At 67.7% G+C, this 18,787-nt stretch carries 15 protein-coding genes; 13 read left to right on the top strand and 2 right to left on the bottom strand.

Going from position 1 to position 18,787, the window contains the following annotated elements; all coding sequences use genetic code 11:
• Window positions 1-12: 12 nt before the first annotated feature.
• The 3 genes from U4Z64_RS03260 (at window position 13) to U4Z64_RS03250 (ending at window position 2,268) form a co-directional block, all read left to right on the top strand.
• On the top strand, window positions 13-594 hold the full coding sequence (locus tag U4Z64_RS03260) for a DUF3501 family protein (RefSeq protein ID WP_044846606.1): 582 nt from the start codon (window positions 13-15) through the stop codon (window positions 592-594).
• Window positions 595-745: 151 nt separating this feature from the next.
• The gene (locus U4Z64_RS03255) at window positions 746-1,099 is read left to right on the top strand and encodes a hypothetical protein (RefSeq protein WP_185640889.1); all 354 of its coding nucleotides are present in this window, start codon (window positions 746-748) and stop codon (window positions 1,097-1,099) included.
• A gap of 227 nt (window positions 1,100-1,326) precedes the next feature.
• The gene (locus U4Z64_RS03250; RefSeq protein WP_044846605.1) at window positions 1,327-2,268 is read left to right on the top strand and encodes a transposase; all 942 of its coding nucleotides are present in this window, start codon (window positions 1,327-1,329) and stop codon (window positions 2,266-2,268) included.
• Between the two features lie 129 nt (window positions 2,269-2,397).
• On the opposite strand, the gene U4Z64_RS03245 is transcribed toward U4Z64_RS03250, so the two are convergent.
• On the bottom strand, window positions 2,398-3,924 hold the full coding sequence (locus U4Z64_RS03245; protein ID WP_321819229.1) for a mannose-1-phosphate guanylyltransferase/mannose-6-phosphate isomerase: 1,527 nt from the start codon (window positions 3,922-3,924) through the stop codon (window positions 2,398-2,400).
• Window positions 3,925-4,350: 426 nt separating this feature from the next.
• On the opposite strand from U4Z64_RS03245, the gene U4Z64_RS03240 reads away from it, so the two are divergent.
• The 10 genes from U4Z64_RS03240 (at window position 4,351) to U4Z64_RS03195 (ending at window position 17,279) form a co-directional block, all read left to right on the top strand.
• Complete coding sequence (locus U4Z64_RS03240) at window positions 4,351-5,724, top strand: undecaprenyl-phosphate glucose phosphotransferase (RefSeq protein ID WP_321819228.1); 1,374 nt, start codon at window positions 4,351-4,353, stop codon at window positions 5,722-5,724.
• Between the two features lie 67 nt (window positions 5,725-5,791).
• Window positions 5,792-7,207 (top strand): UDP-glucose dehydrogenase family protein, encoded by a 1,416-nt coding sequence (locus U4Z64_RS03235; protein WP_124486462.1) that lies wholly within the window; start codon window positions 5,792-5,794, stop codon window positions 7,205-7,207.
• Window positions 7,208-7,256: 49 nt separating this feature from the next.
• The gene (locus U4Z64_RS03230; protein ID WP_124486461.1) at window positions 7,257-7,700 is read left to right on the top strand and encodes a low molecular weight protein-tyrosine-phosphatase; all 444 of its coding nucleotides are present in this window, start codon (window positions 7,257-7,259) and stop codon (window positions 7,698-7,700) included.
• Entirely contained in the window at window positions 7,694-8,872 is a 1,179-nt protein-coding gene (locus U4Z64_RS03225) for a polysaccharide biosynthesis/export family protein (RefSeq protein WP_044846601.1), read from the top strand. Before U4Z64_RS03230 ends, U4Z64_RS03225 begins: the two co-directional genes overlap by 7 nt.
• Window positions 8,873-8,922: 50 nt before the next feature.
• Window positions 8,923-11,148, top strand: a complete 2,226-nt coding sequence (locus U4Z64_RS03220) for a polysaccharide biosynthesis tyrosine autokinase (RefSeq protein ID WP_044846600.1) — start codon at window positions 8,923-8,925, stop codon at window positions 11,146-11,148.
• A gap of 62 nt (window positions 11,149-11,210) precedes the next feature.
• Entirely contained in the window at window positions 11,211-12,170 is a 960-nt protein-coding gene (locus tag U4Z64_RS03215) for a glycosyltransferase family 2 protein (protein WP_044846599.1), read from the top strand.
• Between the two features lie 148 nt (window positions 12,171-12,318).
• Entirely contained in the window at window positions 12,319-13,455 is a 1,137-nt protein-coding gene (locus tag U4Z64_RS03210) for a glycosyltransferase family 4 protein (RefSeq protein WP_321819227.1), read from the top strand.
• A 10-nt stretch (window positions 13,456-13,465) separates the two neighbouring features.
• Window positions 13,466-14,932 carry an O-antigen ligase family protein gene (locus tag U4Z64_RS03205; protein WP_044846597.1) on the top strand — a complete coding sequence of 489 codons (1,467 nt, stop codon included), beginning with the start codon at window positions 13,466-13,468 and terminating at the stop codon, window positions 14,930-14,932.
• On the top strand, window positions 14,929-16,113 hold the full coding sequence (locus tag U4Z64_RS03200) for a glycosyltransferase family 4 protein (protein WP_321819226.1): 1,185 nt from the start codon (window positions 14,929-14,931) through the stop codon (window positions 16,111-16,113). Before U4Z64_RS03205 ends, U4Z64_RS03200 begins: the two co-directional genes overlap by 4 nt.
• Before the next feature lie 41 nt (window positions 16,114-16,154).
• On the top strand, window positions 16,155-17,279 hold the full coding sequence (locus U4Z64_RS03195; protein ID WP_044846595.1) for a glycosyltransferase family 4 protein: 1,125 nt from the start codon (window positions 16,155-16,157) through the stop codon (window positions 17,277-17,279).
• Window positions 17,280-17,420: 141 nt separating this feature from the next.
• Here the strand turns inward: U4Z64_RS03195 and U4Z64_RS03190 are convergent, their stop codons facing one another.
• On the bottom strand, window positions 17,421-18,656 hold the full coding sequence (locus U4Z64_RS03190) for an MFS transporter (RefSeq protein WP_321819225.1): 1,236 nt from the start codon (window positions 18,654-18,656) through the stop codon (window positions 17,421-17,423).
• Window positions 18,657-18,787: the final 131 nt, after the last annotated feature.

Below are 18,787 nucleotides of genomic sequence, written 5' to 3'. Positions count from 1 at the left end.
CGAGGACATCCCATGACACTGACCCGCGACTCGCTGCTGACGCTCGAAGCGTACGCGAAGATCCGCAAGACCGAACACGCGCGGCTCGTCGCGCACAAGCGCCGCCGCGCGGTGGCGCTCGGCAACCATCTGCGCCTCCTGTTCGAGGACGAGACCACGATCCGCTACCAGATCCAGGAAATGCTGCACATCGAGAAGATCTTCGACGAGGCCGGCATCGAAGGCGAACTGGAAGCCTATCTGCCGCTCGTGCCCGACGGCACCAACCTGAAGGCGACGCTGCAGATCGAATACGAGCACGAAGCCGAGCGGCGCGCGGCGCTCGCGCGGCTGATCGGCGTCGAGGATCGCGTGTACCTGCGGGTCGACGGGCACCCTGACGTCTATGCGATCGCCGACGAGGATCTCGACCGCGACAACGCGGAGAAGACCTCGGCCGTGCATTTCGTGCGCTTCGAACTGAGCGGGCCGATGCGCGCGGCGCTCAAGGACGGCGCGACGCTGTCGATCGGCTGCGATCACCCGGCCTATACGGTGCCGCCGCAGCGCATCGCGGCGGACGTGGCCGCGTCGCTGGCCGGCGATCTGCGCTGACGCGCGGCCGGGCGCCGCGCTCCATATCGCGCGGATCGCACGTCGTCCGGCCGCGAAACGCGGCGCCCGACCGTCGCGCCCGCCGCCGTCGCGTGCCCATTACCGCCGAAGATGTAACAGGCCCGTCCACGCTTGCATGCCGGGAAACAATGTGCATCGCCTGTCCGACCGCTTTCATTACTCGCCGAGAAACAATAAAAAGATTGTGCACGGAGAAATTTCGGTTCAAGGCAATTTGAATGATTTACCGATCCGTGAATATCTTGTTACGAAATTTTCCCTGATTTACCGATTTTGGCCGGGCATTCGCGGGGTGGTTGCCGGCAAGGGTCGGAACATGGCGGATCGCTTGCCGGGCGGGGTGCGGCCGCACCCCGCAGAGCCCCGCCAGACGGGGCTTCCCAGCGTTGCGCATAACGATCGCGTAAAAAAATTCAACGGTAAATGGATTGCGCATCCATGGCAGGTTGTTTCAGTGCGTAACATTAAGTCATTGTCATATTGAGATAAACCCTGAGGATGGTATGCTTCGTGCACAAAAATTCCCACATTGGAGTGAGACCGTGATTTGTGCGCCATTGCCGGGAATGGCGGCACCGTGAAAGTGCGGTGTCGCGCCGGCATGCACAACAAGCGGATAACCATAATGTGCAACCGGGCCGCCCCGTGACGCGATGCGTGACGGCGGCGCCGACAATCGCAGCCCCGGCCTGGCTGTGTGGAGAAACAACTATGTTCTTCGATGAGCTTAACGATGAAGAGTGGTTTCGTCTTTCAACCCTGATCGCCGACGAGCCGATTCGGCTGAACCGTCGAGGCCGTCCACGCGCGGAACCGCGCGTCGTCGCCAACGCGGTCCTCTGGATCCTGACGACCGGTGAAGCGTGGTCCAAACTGCCCGGGCGCTATCCGTCCGGGCCGACGTGCCGCCGCCGCTACGAGGAGTGGCTCGCGAACGGCACGCTGCTGCAGATGATCGACGTGCTGACCCAGTTCAGCGGGCGCACGTTCGCGTATGTGCCGCCGCCGCCGGCGCCGGTCGCGCCGGCATGCCGTGCGGAGCCGGCGCCCGACAACGATCGTCTGCGCGGCGTGTTCTGGCAGAACCCCGAGTCGTGGCAACTGCCGGTCGCGCACGCAAACGTTTGGGATGGCGAGGGCGCGACGCTGTCCGCGATGCCGAACGACGCAGCGCACGCGTCGTCCGGAGCGTCGTTCGCGGTCCCGGGCGCGCAGCCCGCGGGGCTGCGCCACGGGCGTCCGTCCGCCGCGAGCTTTGCCGCGGCCGAGCCGCAAGTCGATGAATACCGCGGCTATACGATCTGCGGCAGCGCGCAGCCGGTGCAGAACCTGATGTATCGCGCGTGGGCTGAGATCATGCAGGACGATCGGCGCGTCGAGCGCTCGGGCCTGATCGGCCCGCGCTTCACCGATGCGGAGGAAGCCGAGCAGTACGCGCTCGACTGGGCGCGTCAGTGGATCGATCGCCACGGTGCGAGCGACGAACCGGTGCGTGCGCCGCAAAGCGAGGTGCTGGCCGGCCTGTCCGCGCTGGCGCGGGCCGAGTCGGACATCAAGCGCTTCATCGCCGAGCGTCGCGCGGGCGCGCTGTCCGAGAGCCGCAACGACTCGGTGCAGCCGGACCGCCGCGAATACGCGTACCGTGTAGGTTGATCGTCGTCCGCACGAAAAGGAAACGCGCGGGCCGTCGTGTGTCACGGCGCCCGCGCGTTGTTTTTTGTCGCTTCCATTGCCCGTGATGCCGGGTGCACCGTTGCGACGGTGCGCCCGGCAGGCATTGCGTCACTGGCGTCCGTAGGTATCGTCGAAGCGGACGATGTCGTCCTCGCCGAGATACGCGCCCGACTGCACTTCGATCAGCTCGAGCGGCATCTTGCCCGGGTTCTCGAGACGGTGCGACACGCCGAGCGGGATGTACGTCGATTCGTTCTCGGACAGCAGGAAGGTTTCGTCGCCGCGCGTGATGCGCGCGGTGCCGCGCACGACGATCCAGTGCTCGGCGCGATGGTGGTGCATCTGCAGCGACAGTCGCGCGCCCGGCTTCACGACGATGCGTTTGACCTGGAAGCGCTCGCCCGTGTCGACCGAGTCGTAGTGCCCCCACGGGCGATGGACCTTGCGGTGATCGGTCGCTTCCGCGCCGCGTTCGGCCTTGATGCGCCCGACGATTTTCTTCACGTCCTGCACGCAGGACTTGTCGGCGACGAGCACGGCGTCGGGCGTTTCGACGACGACGAGATTCTGCGTGCCGACACATGCGACGAGCCGGCTTTCCGAATGCGCGAAGGTCGATTCGGCATTCTCGAACAGCACGTGGCCGCGGCCGACGTTCTCGGCATCGTCCTTCGGCAGGATCTGCCAGATCGCGTCCCACGAACCGACGTCCGACCAGCCTGCGTCGAGCGGCACGACGACGCTTTCGCACAGCTGCGGCAGGTTCACGAGCCGCTCCATCACCGCGTAGTCGATCGAGTTCGACGGCGAGGATGCGAACGCGTCGCGGTCGACGCGGAAGAAGTCGCCGTCGTCCTTGCCGCGTGCGACGGCCTGCTCGCAGGCCGCGAGGATCTCGGGTTCGAGCAGGCGGATCGCGTTCAGCCACACCGATGCGCGCACGATGAAGATCCCGCTGTTCCACCAGTATTCGCCGGAGGCGACGTACTGCTGCGCGAGTTCGAGATGCGGCTTCTCGACGAAGCGGTCGAGACGGCGCACGTCGAGGTTGCCGGTGCCGGCATCGCCGAGCGGCGCGCCGACGCGGATGTAGCCGTAGCCCGTTTCGGCGCGGCCCGGCACGATGCCCATCGTCGCGATCTTGCCCTGGGCCGCGCAGTGCACGCCGGCCGCGACGGCCGCATGAAAGCGCGGCTGGTCGGCCACCGCGTGGTCGGCCGGCATCACGGTCATCACGGCATCGCCGCCGCCGGCGACGATCCGCAGCGCGGCGAGCGTCAGCGCGGGCGCGGTGTCGCGGCCGAGCGGCTCGAGCATGATCGACGCACGCTTGCCGGTCAGGCGCAGTTGCTCGGCGGTCGTGAAGCGGTGATCCTCGCCGCACACGATCAGCACCTCGTCGTTCAGCGGATGACCGGTCGCGAGGCCGTCGAGCCGCAGCGCGGTGGATTGCAGCAGCGAATGATCGCCGAGCAGGCCGATCAGCTGCTTCGGATAGTGTTCGCGCGACATCGGCCACAGACGCGTGCCCGAACCGCCGGCAAGGATCACCGGCTGCACCGCGACGCGCATGCTGGCGTCGCTGGCGGCGGAAGAAGAAGGGCGCGTATCGGCTGCCACGGCCGGAGCATTCATGATGACACTCTCCTCGATTGAAGTCAGTGCCTGTTTGTAGCATGAAGTAAATCGACAATAAAACCGGACCTTTTGCAAGATATTCGTCGCGCACGGATCCGGGAAAATTTTCCGCGATAGCATCCGCTGCAAATAAAAAAATAAAAAATAATTCGGGCGATCGCGCTGGAGTCATTTCCCATCAAGGGATGCCGGGAACCGTAAAGTTTCCGAAAAAATCCCGATTCACGATCGATTCGGGAAAACGTGCCGAATTAATTCGAGAATGTCGCGGCAAGAATTTCCGATTATTTTTCGAAATACTTGTGCTCTTGAGAAGGGATTTTCTTACCGCTTCAATAGCGTCATGCAACGTTTGAATCGAAGGTGCGGCACGGGCTGCACGAGGAGCTGTTCGGCAAACGCCTGTTCAAAGAGGAAGCGGACATGTTGAGCGTGCTGGCGAGAGTCATCGATATCGCGATGGTCGTGTTGGGGGCGTTGATCGCCGCCGCGCTGCACGGCGGCAGCATCTGGCTCAACGACCTGCAGCGCACGACGGTGCTGTTCGACTGCCTGCTGGTGGTCGTGTTCTTTCCGGCCATCGGCATCTACCAGTCGTGGCGCGGCAAGCGTCTCGTCGGGCTGGTGGGGCGCGTGGCGTTCGCGTGGCTGGTGGTCGAGCTCGCGGGCATCCTGATGAGCTTCAGCTTTCACCAGTCGGGCGACCTGTCGCGGCTGTGGCTGGGTTACTGGGCGGTCGTGACGATGGCGCTGCTCGCCGGCTCGAAGACCTGCGTGCACGTCGTGCTGCGACAACTGCGCCGCGGCGGCTACAACCTGAAGGCGGTCGCGATCGTCGGCGGCACGCCGGCGGCGCGGCGGCTGATCGCGCAGATGCGGGCGCGTCCGGAAGCGGGCTTCAACCCGGTGTGCGTATACGACGAAAGCGAAGCGCCGGGCGAAGTCGCGCTCGACGACGTGCGCATCGAGCGGCAGTTCGAATCGCTGGTGTGGCTGGTGCGCAGCCGCGCGATCAGCGAGCTGTGGCTCACGCTGCCGATCACGGAGGAGCGCCGGATTCACCAGATCGTGACGGTGTTCCGCCACGACTTCGTGAATATCCGTTTCATCCCGGACGTGCGCACGCTGTCGTTCTTCAACCAGGAGGTGGTCGAGGTGCTCGGCGTGCCGGCGATCAACCTCGCGGCGTCGCCGATCACCGATGTGCGGATCCTGCCGAAGTTCGTGTTCGACCGGCTGTTCGCACTGGCGGCGCTCACGGCACTCGCGCCGGTGATGGTGCTGATCGCGTGCCTGATCAAGCTCACGTCGCGCGGGCCGGTGTTCTTCCGCCAGAAGCGCAAGGGCATCGACGGGCACGAGTTCGAGATCTACAAGTTCCGCTCGATGAAAGTGCATCACGAAGTCGCGGGACAGGTCACGCAGGCGACCAAGAACGACACGCGCGTGACGCCGGTCGGGCGGTTCCTGCGCCGCACGAGCCTCGACGAACTGCCGCAGTTCATCAACGTGCTGAAGGGCGAGATGTCGGTCGTCGGCCCGCGGCCCCATGCGCTCGCGCACGACGACATCTACAAGGATCTGGTGAAGGGCTACATGTTCCGCTACCGGATCAAGCCGGGCATCACCGGCTGGGCGCAGATCAACGGCTTTCGCGGCGAGACCGACCAGATCGAGAAGATGATGGGACGCGTGAAGCTCGATCTGTACTACATGCAGAACTGGTCGTTCTGGCTCGACATCAAGATCGTCGTGCTGACGCTCTGGAAAGGCTTCACCGGCAGCAACGCTTACTGACGCGCAACGCGCGCGGACACCCCGGTTTCACGAATTTCGAATCATTGGTCACGAGGTCCGACACATCATGAATCTGACTATCATCGGCAGCGGTTACGTAGGTCTTGTCACCGGCGCCTGTCTCGCCGACATCGGGCACGACGTGTTCTGTCTCGACGTCGATCAGGCGAAGATCGACGTCCTGAACAACGGCGGCGTGCCGATCCACGAGCCGGGCCTCAAGGAAGTCATCGCGCGCAACCGCGCGGCCGGCCGCCTGCGCTTCTCGACCGACATCGAGGCCGCGGTCGCGCACGGCGACGTGCAGTTCATCGCGGTCGGCACGCCGCCCGACGAGGACGGCTCGGCCGACCTGCAGTACGTGCTCGCGGCGGCGCGCAACATCGGCCGCTATATGAAAGGCTTCAAGGTGATCGTCGACAAGTCGACGGTGCCGGTCGGCACGGCCGAGCGCGTGCGTGCGGCGGTCGCCGAGGAACTCGCGAAGCGCGGCGGCGACGCGCCGATGTTCTCGGTCGTGTCGAATCCGGAATTCCTGAAGGAAGGCGCGGCGGTCGACGATTTCACGCGGCCGGACCGCATCGTGATCGGCTGCGACGACGACGTGCCGGGCGAGCGCGCGCGCGAGCTGATGAAGAAGCTCTACGCGCCGTTCAACCGCAATCACGAGCGCACGCTGTACATGGACGTGCGCTCGGCCGAATTCACGAAATACGCGGCCAACGCGATGCTCGCGACGCGCATCTCGTTCATGAACGAGCTCGCGAACCTGGCCGACCGCTTCGGTGCCGACATCGAGGCCGTGCGCCGCGGGATCGGCTCCGATCCGCGCATCGGCTATCACTTCCTGTATGCGGGCTGCGGCTATGGCGGCTCGTGCTTCCCGAAGGACGTCGAGGCACTGATCCGCACCGCCGACGAGCACGGTCAGGCGCTGCAGATCCTGAAGGCCGTGTCGTCGGTCAACGCGACGCAAAAGCGCGTGCTGGCCGACAAGATCGTCGCGCGCTTCGGCGAGGACCTGACCGGTCGCACGTTCGCGATCTGGGGTCTCGCGTTCAAGCCGAACACCGACGACATGCGCGAAGCGCCGAGCCGCGAGCTGATCGCCGAGCTGCTGTCGCGCGGCGCGCGCATCGCGGCGTACGACCCGGTCGCGCAGCAGGAAGCGCGCCGCGTGCTCGCGCTCGATCTCGCGGATCACCCGAGCTGGCTCGAGCGCCTCAGCTTCGTCGACGACGAGGCGCAGGCCGCGCGCGACGCCGATGCGCTCGTGATCGTCACCGAATGGAAGGCATTCAAGAGCCCGGATTTCGTCGCGCTCGGCCGCCTGTGGAAGTCGCCGGTCATCTTCGACGGCCGCAACCTGTACGAGCCGGAGACGATGAGCGAGCAGGGCATCGAATACCACCCGATCGGCCGCCCCGGCTCGCGCCAGGCCGTCGCCGCGCGCGTGCCGGGCGCCGCGCGCGCGAACGCGTAACCGGCGCGTTGCCGTTACCCGTCGTTACCCGTTACCGAATCGAGACGCCATGTTCCGCAACATCCTGATCGTCTGTCACGCGAACGTCTGCCGCAGCCCGGCGGCGGAACTGCTGTTCAAGTCGCACGCGGCGTCGCGTGGCGGCCCGCGCGTGACGTTCCACTCCGCCGGCGTGCGTGCCAACGACGGCGACGGCATCGATCCGGTGATGCGCCAACTTCTCGCCGAGCGCGGCGTCGATGCGACGACGCACCGTTCGCGGCGGCTGTCGCGCCGGATCGTGCGCGACGCCGACCTGATTCTCGTCAGCGAGCGCGAACAGATCAAGGCCGTCGAAGCGGTCGATCCGTTCGCGCGCGGCAAGGTCCACCTGCTGGGCAAGTGGGAGGACGCCGAGATCGCGGATCCGCATGGCGGCCCCGAGGCCGACTATCGCGAGAGCTACTCATTGATCGAACGTCTGGTTCAAGGATGGCTGCAAAAACTATGCTGAAACGTCCCATGCGCCCGCTGGCGCTCGCCGTCGCGATGACGACATTCCTGTCGGCCTGCGCGAGCGCGCCCGGCAACTATCTCGACTCGTCGAACCTGAAGGACGAAGGCCGGCAAGGCCAGGCCGAAACCTATCCGGTTCATTACATCGACGCGAAGCTGGTGATGGATCAGCTGCAGAAGCAGCAGGTCGAGCATCCGCTGCCGCCGGGCCGATACACCGATCCGTCGGAGTACGTGTACCGCGTCGGTCCGCAGGACATCCTCGGCGTCACGGTGTGGGATCACCCCGAGCTGACGACGCCGCAGGGCCAGTCGTTCTCGAGCGGCGGCAACACGACGCAGTCGGTCGCGGGCGCGCTGCAGCAGCCGTATACGACCGCGCTGCCGGGCCAGGCCGATCCATACGGCCAGACGGTCGCCGCCGACGGCACGATCTTCTTCCCGTTCGTCGGCCGCATCCGCGTGGCGGGCAAGACGGTCGCGCAGATCCGCGAGCAGATGGCATCGACCCTCGCGCGCTACGTGAAGAATCCGCAGCTCGACGTGCGCGTGCTGTCGTTCCGCAGCCAGAAGGTGCAGGTGACGGGCGAGGTGAAGCAGCCGGGCCCGCTCGCGGTGAGCGACGTGCCGCTGACGCTCGTCGACGCGATCTCGCGCTCGGGCGGCTCGACCAACGAGGCCGACCTGCAGCGCGTGCGCCTGACGCGCGACGGCAAGCTCTACACGCTCGACGCGAACGGCGTGCTCGATCGCGGCGAAGTGAAGCAGAACGTGATGCTGCAGCCGGGCGACATCGTCAACGTGCCGGACCGCAGCGACAGCCGCGTGTTCATCATGGGCGAGGTCAAGACGCCGGTCACCGTGCCGATGCTCAAGGGCAAGCTGACCATCGCCGATGCGCTGACGGCCGGCGGCGGCATCCTCGACACCGATGCGAACCCGCGCAAGATCTACGTGATGCGCGGCATGCGCGACAACCCGACGAAGCCGGAAGTGTTCCGCCTCGACATGACGCAGCCGGATGCGCTGATGCTGTCGAGCCGCTTCCCGCTCCAGCCGCTCGACGTCGTCTACGTCAGCACGGCCGGCTCGGTGCAGTTCAACCGCGTGCTGCAGCAGGTGTTGCCGACGATCCAGACGATCTTCTACATGCGGCAAATCACGCGCTGATAGCCCGCCGGGGCGGCGCCTGCCCCCCGGCACCACTCAAGCGGGAACGAATGGTGAACACGCAAGCGAAACACTCCTACGCGGATCTGACCGCGAAAACCGAGGAAGAGGACGTCGTCCTCGGCCAGCTGCTCCAGGTGCTCATGGACGACATCTGGCTGCTGCTCGGCATCGCGGTGACCGTCATCGCGATGGCCGGCCTGTACTGCTACATCGCGAAGCCGGTCTATCAGGCCGACGTGCACGTGCGGGTCGAGGGCAACGACAACACGTCGCAGGCGCTCACCCAGACGCAGACGGGCGCGATGATCAACAGCGGTCCGCAGCAGGCGCCGACCGAAGCGGAAATCGAGATCATCAAGAGCCGCGGCGTCGTCGCGCCGGTCGTCGAGCAGTTCAAGCTGAACTTCTCGGTCGCGCCGAAGACGCTGCCGGTGCTCGGCAGCCTGGCCGCGCGCGTCGCGACGCCGGGCGAACCGGCGCGTGCGTGGTTCGGCCTGCGCTCGTACGCATGGGGCGGCGAAGTCGCCGACATCGACACGATCAACGTCGTGCCCGCGCTCGAAGGCAAGAAGCTGACGCTGACGGCCGGCCCGAACGGCACCTACACGCTGGTCGACCAGAACGGCAACCGTCTTCTGTCGGGCCGTGTCGGCGAATCGGAGCAGGCAGGCGGCGTGACGCTGCTCGTGCAGAAGCTCGTCGCGCGTCCGGGCACGCAATTCACGGTGGTCCGCTACAACGATCTCGATGCGATCACCGGCTTCCAGTCGGGCATCCAGGTGTCCGAGCAGGGCAAGCAGACGGGCGTCGTCCAGATCTCGCTCGAAGGCAAGGACCCGGACCAGACCGCCGCGATCGCGAACGCGCTCGCGCAGTCGTACCTGAACCAGCACGTGATCGCGAAGCAGGCCGAAGCGACCAAGATGCTCGACTTCCTGAAGGGCGAGGAACCGCGCCTGAAGTCCGACCTCGAGCGCGCGGAAGCCGCACTGACGCAGTACCAGCGCACGTCCGGCTCGATCAACGCGAGCGACGAGGCGAAGGTCTACCTCGAAGGCAGCGTGCAGTACGAGCAGCAGATCGCCGCGCAGCGCCTGCAGCTCGCGTCGCTCGCGCAGCGCTTCACCGATTCGCACCCGATGGTGATCGCCGCGAAGCAGCAGCTCGCGGAACTGCAGGGCGAGAAGGACAAGTTCAGCAACCGCTTCCGCAGCCTGCCGGCCACCGAAGTGAAGGCCGTCCAGCTCCAGCGTGACGCGAAGGTGGCCGAGGACATCTACGTGCTGCTGCTGAACCGCGTGCAGGAGCTGTCGGTGCAGAAGGCCGGCACGGGCGGCAACATCCACCTCGTCGATTCGGCGCTGCGCCCGGGCGATCCGGTCAAGCCGAAGAAGGTGCTGATCCTGTCGGCGGCGGTGTTCCTCGGGCTGATCCTCGGCACCGGCATCGTGTTCCTGCGCCGCAACCTGTTCCAGGGCATCGAGGATCCGGACCGCGTCGAGCGCACGTTCAACCTGCCGCTGTACGGGCTGGTGCCGCAAAGCGCCGAGCAGGTGAAGCTCGACGCCATGGCCGAGAAGGGCGGCGGCCGCGCGCGGCCGATCCTCGCGAGCCTGCGCCCGAAGGACCTGAGCGTCGAAAGCATGCGCAGCCTGCGCACCGCGATGCAGTTCGCGATGATGGACGCGAAGAACCGCGTGGTCGTGCTGACCGGCCCGACGCCGGGCATCGGCAAGAGCTTCCTGACGGTCAACCTCGCGGTGCTGCTCGCGCATTCCGGCAAGCGTGTGCTGCTGGTCGACGCCGACATGCGGCGCGGCATGCTCGACCGCTACTTCGGCCTCACCGCGCAGCCGGGCCTGTCCGAGCTGCTGAGCGACCAGTCGTCGCTCGAGGACGCGATCCGCGAGACGCCGGTGCAGGGCCTGTCGTTCATCTCGGCCGGCACGCGCCCGCCGAACCCGTCGGAACTGCTGATGTCGGCCCGTCTGCCGCAATACCTCGAAGGGCTCGGCAAGCGCTACGACGTCGTGCTGATCGACTCGCCGCCGGTGCTGGCGGTGACCGACGCGACCATCATCGGCCGCATGGCCGGCGCGACCTTCCTGGTGCTGCGCTCGGGCATGCATACCGAAGGCGAGATCGCCGACGCGATCAAGCGCCTGCGCACCGCGGGCGTCGATCTGGAAGGCGGGATCTTCAATGGCGTGCCGCCGAAGGCACGCGGCTACGGCCGCGGTTATGCGGCCGTCCACGAATACCTGAGCGCCTGACCGCATTGCACGAAACCGGGCCGGCGCGAGCCGCATCGGCCCGGCCGACTGGAGAACCTTCGATGAAAATTTCCGTGCTCGTTCCGACCTACCGGCGTCCCGCCGACCTCGCGCGCTGCCTGCTGGCGCTGCAGCGCCAGGCGCGGCTGCCCGACGAGGTGATCGTCGTCGCGCGCCCGGAGGACGATGCCACGCACGAGCGCCTCGCCGATCCGTCGGTCGGCGGCGCGCTGCCGCTGCGGATCGTGCCGGTCGACGTGCCGGGGCAGGTCGCCGCGCTGAACAAGGGGCTCGACTCGGCGCACGGCGACATCGTCGCGATCACCGACGACGACGCGGCGCCGCACGCCGACTGGCTCGCGCGCATCGAGGCCGTGTTCCTCGCCGACCCGCGCGTCGGCGCGGTGGGCGGCCGCGACTGGGTGCACGAGAAGGGTCGTGTGCTCGACGAATCGCGCGAACTCGTCGGCCAGCTCACGCTGTCCGGCAAGATCGTCGGCAACCATCACCTGGGCGTCGGCGGCGCGCGCGAAGTCGACATGCTCAAGGGCGCGAACATGAGCTACCGCCGTGCCGCGATCGAGCGGCTGCGCTTCGACACGCGGCTGCGCGGCGCCGGTGCGCAGGTGCACAACGACATGGGTTTCAGCATGCACGTGCAGCGCGACGGCTGGAAGCTCGTCTACGACCCGGCGATCGCGGTCGACCATTTTCCGGCCGAGCGTTTCGACGACGACCGGCGCGATGCCGCATCGCTGAATGCGATCAGCAACGGCGCGTACAACCTGCACCTGATCCTGCGCGAGCATCTGCCGCCGCTGCGGCGCGAGATCGCGTGGTGGTGGTGGACGCTGGTCGGCACGCGCGTCTACCCGGGCTTCGCGCACGTGCTGCTGTCGCTGCACACCGCGCGGCGCGACCGCGTGCGCGACCACTGGCGCGCGGTGCGCCGCGGCGCGCGCGAGGCGCGCCGCGCGAATCTTGCCCCCCACCGTGCGGCGATGCCGCCGGTGACGTCTTGAACGGGCCGCGCGCACGATGCTCGGCCACCCGCGAAGGGCATGAAATGGCCCGACTCCCGCGCTCACTTGATTCGCTTGGAGGGGCGCAGCCCCTCCAGCTCCCTGAAGCTTGCCCGTCGGTGCATCCGACGGCCCGGCGGAGGCTGACATGACTTCGACGAAGGTTCACGTTCACCTGTTTTACGGTGCCGATCCGCGTACCTATCGGCAAGGCGAGAACATCGGCTGCCTGTACGGCTATCACCACGCGGAATCCGACGAATTCCGGCTGACCTATTCGCAGGACCGCCGCGAGAACCGCGTCGCGAGCCTCGCGCGCCGTGCGCTGAAGGCGGCGCTCGGCTTCGACGTCGTGCACGCGTGGCGCAATCGCGCCGCGCTGCTGAGCACGGACGTGATCTGGACGCACACCGAGCAGGAGCACCTCGCCGCCGCGCTGGTCCTGAAGCTCGCCGGCGCGCAGGGCAAGCGCCCGCTGCTGCTCGCGCAGAGCGTGTGGCTGTTCGACAAGTGGAACACGTTCGGCGGCCCGCGCCGCTGGCTGTACCGCAAGCTGCTCGCGCGCGCCGACGCGCTGACGACGCTCGCCCGCGACAACGCCGAGCTGTGCCGCCGCTATCTCGGGCGCGAGGCCGAGTTCGTCTACTACGGGCTGAACACGCAGGACTTCCCGCCGGCCGAACCGCAGCAATGGAAGCCGAACCGGCCGCTGCGGATCGCCGCGATCGGCAACGACCGCGACCGCGACTGGCGCACGTTCCTCGCCGCGTTCGGCGACGACGAGCGCTACGACGTGCGGCTCGCGACGCGCCGCCGCGTGCCGCGCGAGTGGCATGCGCCGAACGTGAAGATCGGCTCGGCATCGGGCCTCGCGAAGCAGCACGAGCTGTACGCATGGGCCGACGTGATCGTCGTGCCGCTGCGGCCGAACTTCCATGCGTCGGGCATCACCGTGATGCTCGAGGCGGCGGCGGTCGGCAAGCCGATGATCGTGTCCGACGTCGGCGGCCTCAGCGACTACTTCCCGCACGACACGGCCGCCTACGTGCCGGCGTTCGACGCAGCGGCGATGCGCCAGGCCGCCGATCGCTTCGTGGCCGATCCGGCCGCCGCGCTCGAATGCACGCGTGCCGCGGCCGCGTGCCTGCGCGAGCGCGACCTGACCACGCAGGCGTTCGCCGAGCAGCACGTGCGGATCACGCGCGACCTGCTGCGCCGGCGTCGCACGCCGGCGGCCGCCGGTCTCGCGATGCCGCTCGCGGATTCGCGCCCGTCGTCGCGGTGAGGGCGGATCGATGAGTACGATTGCCGCCGAACGCGCGCCGTCGCGCAGCCGCAGCCGGTTACCCGAACCGAAGCACTGGGTCGGGCAGGCCGGGCTGTGGACGTTGACCGCTGCGCTGATCGCCATTCACCAGGGCAAGGTGCTGACGCTCGCGTTTCCGGTGCTGGCGATCGCGGTCGGCATCTGGCTGTATTTCAAGAGCCCGGCGCGCTACGTCGGCTTCATGTGGTGGGTGTGGTTCCTGAGCCCCGAAGTGCGGCGTCTCGCCGACTGGTCGAAGGGCGCGTTCACGCCGACGAGCCTCATCCAGGTCGCGCCGCTCGCGGTGACGATGATCGCCGGCTTGGGGCTGCTCAGGCATTACCGCGTGCTCGCCCAGCGGCGCGGGATTCCCGTGCTGCTGATGCTGTTCGGGCTGACGTACGCGTACCTCGTCGGGATCGTGTCGAGCGGCGTGATGGCCGCGACCTACGACCTCGCGAACTGGGTGTACCCGGTGCTGATCGGCTTTCACATCATGGTCAACGCGCGCGACTATCCCGAGTACCGCGACGTGCTGCTGTCCACGTTCATGTGGGGCATGCTCGTGATGGGCGTGTACGGGGTCGTGCAGTACTTCGTGATGCCGCAGTGGGACGTGCTGTGGATGATCGGCTCGGACATGGGTTCGCAGGGCGAGCCGGTGCCGTACGGCGTGCGGGTCTTCAGCACGATGAACTCGTCGGGGCCGTTCGCGTTCGCGATCATGGGCGCGCTGGTGTTCGTGTTCGCGGCGCCGCAGAAGGTCCGCTGGTTCGCGGGCGCCGCCGGCTTCGTCTCGTTCGCGCTGTGTCTCGTGCGCTCGACCTGGGGCGGCTGGGTGATCGCGCTTGCGATCCAGCTCGTGCAGTCGAGCAACCGCGTGCGGATGCGGATCCTGATCAGCGGGGTCGTGCTGGTCGGGCTGTGCGTGCCGCTCCTGACCGTCGGGCCGGTGGCCGACCGGCTCGGCGCGCGCCTGCAGTCGATCACGAACCTGAAGGACGACCGCAGCTACGACGACCGCAACAAGTTCTACGCGACCTTCGCGCAAACGGCGTTCACCGACGTCGCCGGCGAAGGGATGGGCGCGACCGGCGCGTCCACCAAGCTGTCGAGCGACAGCGGCGAGCTCGGCAAGTACGGCAGCTTCGACAGCGGCGTGATGAACGTGCCGTTCGTGCTCGGCTGGCCCGGCACGCTGCTGTACCTGTCGGGTGTCGTGATGCTGCTCGCCCGCACGCTGCGCGCGGCGTTCAAGCTGCGCAAGGACAAGTTCGTCGGCGCATGCCTGAGCCTGTGCCTGTCGGTATTCGCGATGCTCGTGTTCACGAACTCGCTGATCGGCACGGGCGGCCTGCTGCTGTTCACGGCCATTTTTTCCATACTATCCGCGGCGCACTGGCAAAAGGCACAGCGCCTGCTGGCCGCCGCGCGTTCACGGGGAGGCGACCATTGAGAATCGCGATCGTCACGCACGTCGTGCGACATAACGACGGGCAGGGCCGCGTCAATTACGAAATCGCGCGCGCGGCGCTGGCAGAACACTACGAGGTCACGCTGGTCGCGTCGCACGTCGCGCCCGAGCTGCTGGCCGACCCGCGCGTGCGCTGGGTGCCGGTCAAGGTCGGCGGTTTCTGGCCGTCGAATCTCGTCAAGCAGCAGGTGTTCGCGCTCAAGAGCGCGGCCTGGCTGCGCGCGCATCGCGGCGAATACGACGTGCTGCACGTGAACGGCTTCATCTCGTGGATCAAGGCCGACGTGAACACCGCGCACTTCGTGCACGGCGGCTGGTTCAAGAGTCCGTACTATCCGTTCGGCCCGACGAAGGGGCTGTGGTCGGCGTACCAGTACGTCTATACGCGCGTGAATACGGCGCTCGAGCGCTGGGCGTACAAGCGTTCGCGCGCGATCACGGCCGTGTCGCAGAAGGTGGCCGACGAGATCGCCGGGCTCGGCATCGACAGCCGCAAGATCAGCGTGATCTACAACGGCGTCGACGGCAGCGCGTTCGCGGGCGCGCAGGCCGATCGCGCGGCGTTCAAGCTGCCGGGCGACGCGTTCCTGCTGCTGTTCGTCGGCGACCTGCGCACGCCGCGCAAGAACCTCGGCACCGTGCTGAAGGCGCTGACGAAGCTGCCGGCGAACGTCCATCTCGCGGTGGCCGGCTATCTGCCCGGCAGCCCGTATCCGGACGAGGCGCGCGCGCTCGGCATCGCGTCGCGCGTGCATTTTCTCGGGCTCGTGAAGAACATGCCGACGCTGATGCGCTCGGTCGACGCGTATGTGTTTCCGTCGCGCTACGAAGCGATGAGCCTGTCGCTGCTGGAAGCGATGGCGGCCGGGCTGCCGGTCGTCACCGCGCGCACCGCCGGCGGCGCGGAGATCATCACGCGCGATTGCGGGATCGTGCTGGAAGACCCGGACGATCCGGCCGCGCTCGCGCAGGCGATCGGCGCGCTCGCGGCGTCGCGCGACACCTGTCGCGCGATGGGCGACGCGGCCCGCGAACTGATGACCCGTTTCGGCTGGGCCCACATGGGCGCCCAGTACGTCGCGCTTTACCGGCGCATCGGCCAACCCACGCAGCCGTCCGCCTTCGAGCGGGTCGAGCATGCAATCACGCAGGAGCAACCGTGACGTCTCAATCTTCCCGGCCGATCAAATCGTTGCAAATCGGCATGCACTGGTTCCCCGAACGCGCGGGCGGCCTCGACCGGATGTACTACTCGCTCGTCGGCGCGCTGCCGGGCGCGGGCGTCGCGGTGCGCGGGCTCGTCGCCGGCTCGCCGAAGGTCGCCGACGACACGGGCGGTGCGATCCAGGGCTTCGGACCTGCGTCGCAGCCGCTCGCGCGCCGCATGCTCGCCGCGCGCCGCGCGCTGCGCGACGAGATCCGCAGCGAGCGGCCGGACGTGATTTCGTCGCACTTCGCGCTGTACACGTTCCCGGGGCTCGACGTCACGCGCGGGATTCCGCAGGTGTCGCACTTCCAGGGGCCGTGGGCCGACGAAAGCCAGGTCGAGGGCGCCGCATCGCTCGGGCAGCGCGCGAAGCGCTATCTCGAACAGGCCGTCTATACGCGCTCGTCGCGCCTGATCGTGCTGTCGCAGGCATTCGGCCAGATCCTGACGAACCGCTACGGGATCGATCCGTCGCGCGTGCGCGTGATTCCCGGCTGCGTCGATACCGCGCAGTTCGACACGCCGCTCACGCCGGCCGAGGCGCGGCACAAGCTGCAACTGCCGCAGGACCGGCCGATCGTGCTGGCCGTGCGCCGGCTCGTGCGGCGCATGGGGCTGGAAGACCTGATCGACGCGATCGGCCTCGTCAAGCAACGTCACCCGGACGTGCTGCTGCTGATCGCCGGCAAGGGCAAGATCGGCGAGGAACTGCAGCAGCGCATCGACGAAGCCGGGCTGCAGGACAACGTGAAGCTGCTCGGTTTCGTGCCCGACAACCATCTCGCGGCGCTGTACCGCGCGGCGACGGTCAGCGTCGTGCCGACCGTCGCGCTCGAAGGCTTCGGGCTGATCACCGTCGAATCGCTCGCGTCCGGCACGCCGGTGCTGGTCACGCCGGTCGGCGGGCTGCCGGAGGCGGTCGCCGGGCTGTCCAACGACCTCGTGCTGCCGTCGACGGGCGCGGACGCGATCGCGGAAGGGCTCGGCGGCGCGCTGTCGGGCGCGATCGCGTTGCCGGACGAAGCGGCGTGCAAGCGCTACGCGCGCGACCATTTCGACAACGCGGTGATCGCGCGACGCGTCGCCGGCGTGTACGAAGAGGCGATCCAGGCGGCGGGGTAAGCGAACGCGACGCGTCGTCGCGACGGTCGAGCCGGCATGCACGTCCGGTTCGCAGGCCGGCCGCCCGATCCGGGCGAGCCGGCTTTTGTCGTTCGAAGCCGGGCATGCGGCGGCTCGCGCGCCGGGCTCGACGCGCTTCGTTCAGGCACGCCCGAGCGTCACGGCCCATACGCCGAACGCGGCCGCGCTGACCGCCGCGCCGAGCCCGCAGACACCGATCCATCCCGCGTGCGCATACGTCATCGTCGACGCGATCGCGCCGAGTCCGCTACCGATCGAATAGAACAGCATGTAGCAGCCGACGAGGCGCGCATGCGCATCGGGCCGCGCGCCGAGGATCATGCTCTGGTTCACGACATGGACGGCCTGCCCGCCGACGTCGAGCAGCACGATACCGACGACCAGCAGCGCGATCGACGTACCGGTGAACGCGAGCGGCAGCCACGAGCATGCGAGCAGTGCGAGCGCGGCGCCGGTCGTCGCTTCGCCGAGCCCGCGATCCGCGAGCCGGCCCGCGCGCGCGGCGGCCGCCGCACCCAGTGCGCCGACGAGCCCGAATGCGCCGATCTGCGTATGCGACATCGCGTGCGGCGGCGCGCTCAGCGGCAGCACGAGCGCGCTCCAGAAGATGCTGAACGCCGCGAACATCAGCAGCGCGATCGCCCCGCGCACACGCAGCACGCGCTCGTTGCGCAGCAGCGTGACCATCGAACCGAGCAGCGCTGCGTAGCCGATGCGCTCGCGCGGCGCGTCCGCATCGGGCAACAGCCGCGCCAGCGCGATCAGCATCGCGATCGCAAGTGCGCCCGACACCAGGTAGACCGCACGCCAGCCGGCGATATCCGTGACGACACCCGCCAGCGAACGTGCGGCCAGCAGGCCGATCACGACGCCGCCCTGTGCCGCGCCGACCACGCGGCCGCGCTCGCCGGCCCCCGCAAGCGCGGCCGAGCAGGCGATCAGCCCTTGCGTCATCGCGGTGCCGAGCAGCCCGACCGCGACCATGCCCGCCAGCAACGCGACGCGCGTCGACGCGGCGGCCACGCCGATGCAGGCCGCCGTCAGCAGCAGAAGCTGGACGGCGAGCAGGCGTTTGCGGTTCAGCAGGTCGCCGAGCGGCACGACGAACAGCAACGCGAGCGCGCAGCCGAGCTGCGTCGCCGTGATGACGCCGCCGACTGCCGCCTGCGATACGCCGAAATCGCGGGCGATCGAATCGAGCAGCGGCTGCGCGTAGTACACATTCGCTACGCTCGCGGCGCAACAGACGGCCAGCAGCGCGACGAGCGCCGTGGATACGCGCGCGCGATCGGCCGGGCACGCGGCACGCGATGTCGCGCTGGACGCGACGGTTCCCGAACGACAAGACGATTCCATGGGCTGCCTCGCACTCGCTTAAGTAGTTGCAATTTGAAACCAGTGTGAGTGTAGGGAAAGTAGTTTTAAAATGCAACTTGTGGGGCGGCGGGCAACGGGTCCGCGCACCGACGTGCCGGGCGCGTGCGAAG

The organism is Burkholderia sp. BCC1996, assembly GCF_905339955.1.
In the GTDB taxonomy this organism is placed as follows: domain Bacteria; phylum Pseudomonadota; class Gammaproteobacteria; order Burkholderiales; family Burkholderiaceae; genus Burkholderia.
Note: the sequence above shows the minus strand (reverse complement) of the source record. Positions and strands in the feature narration are given on the sequence as shown.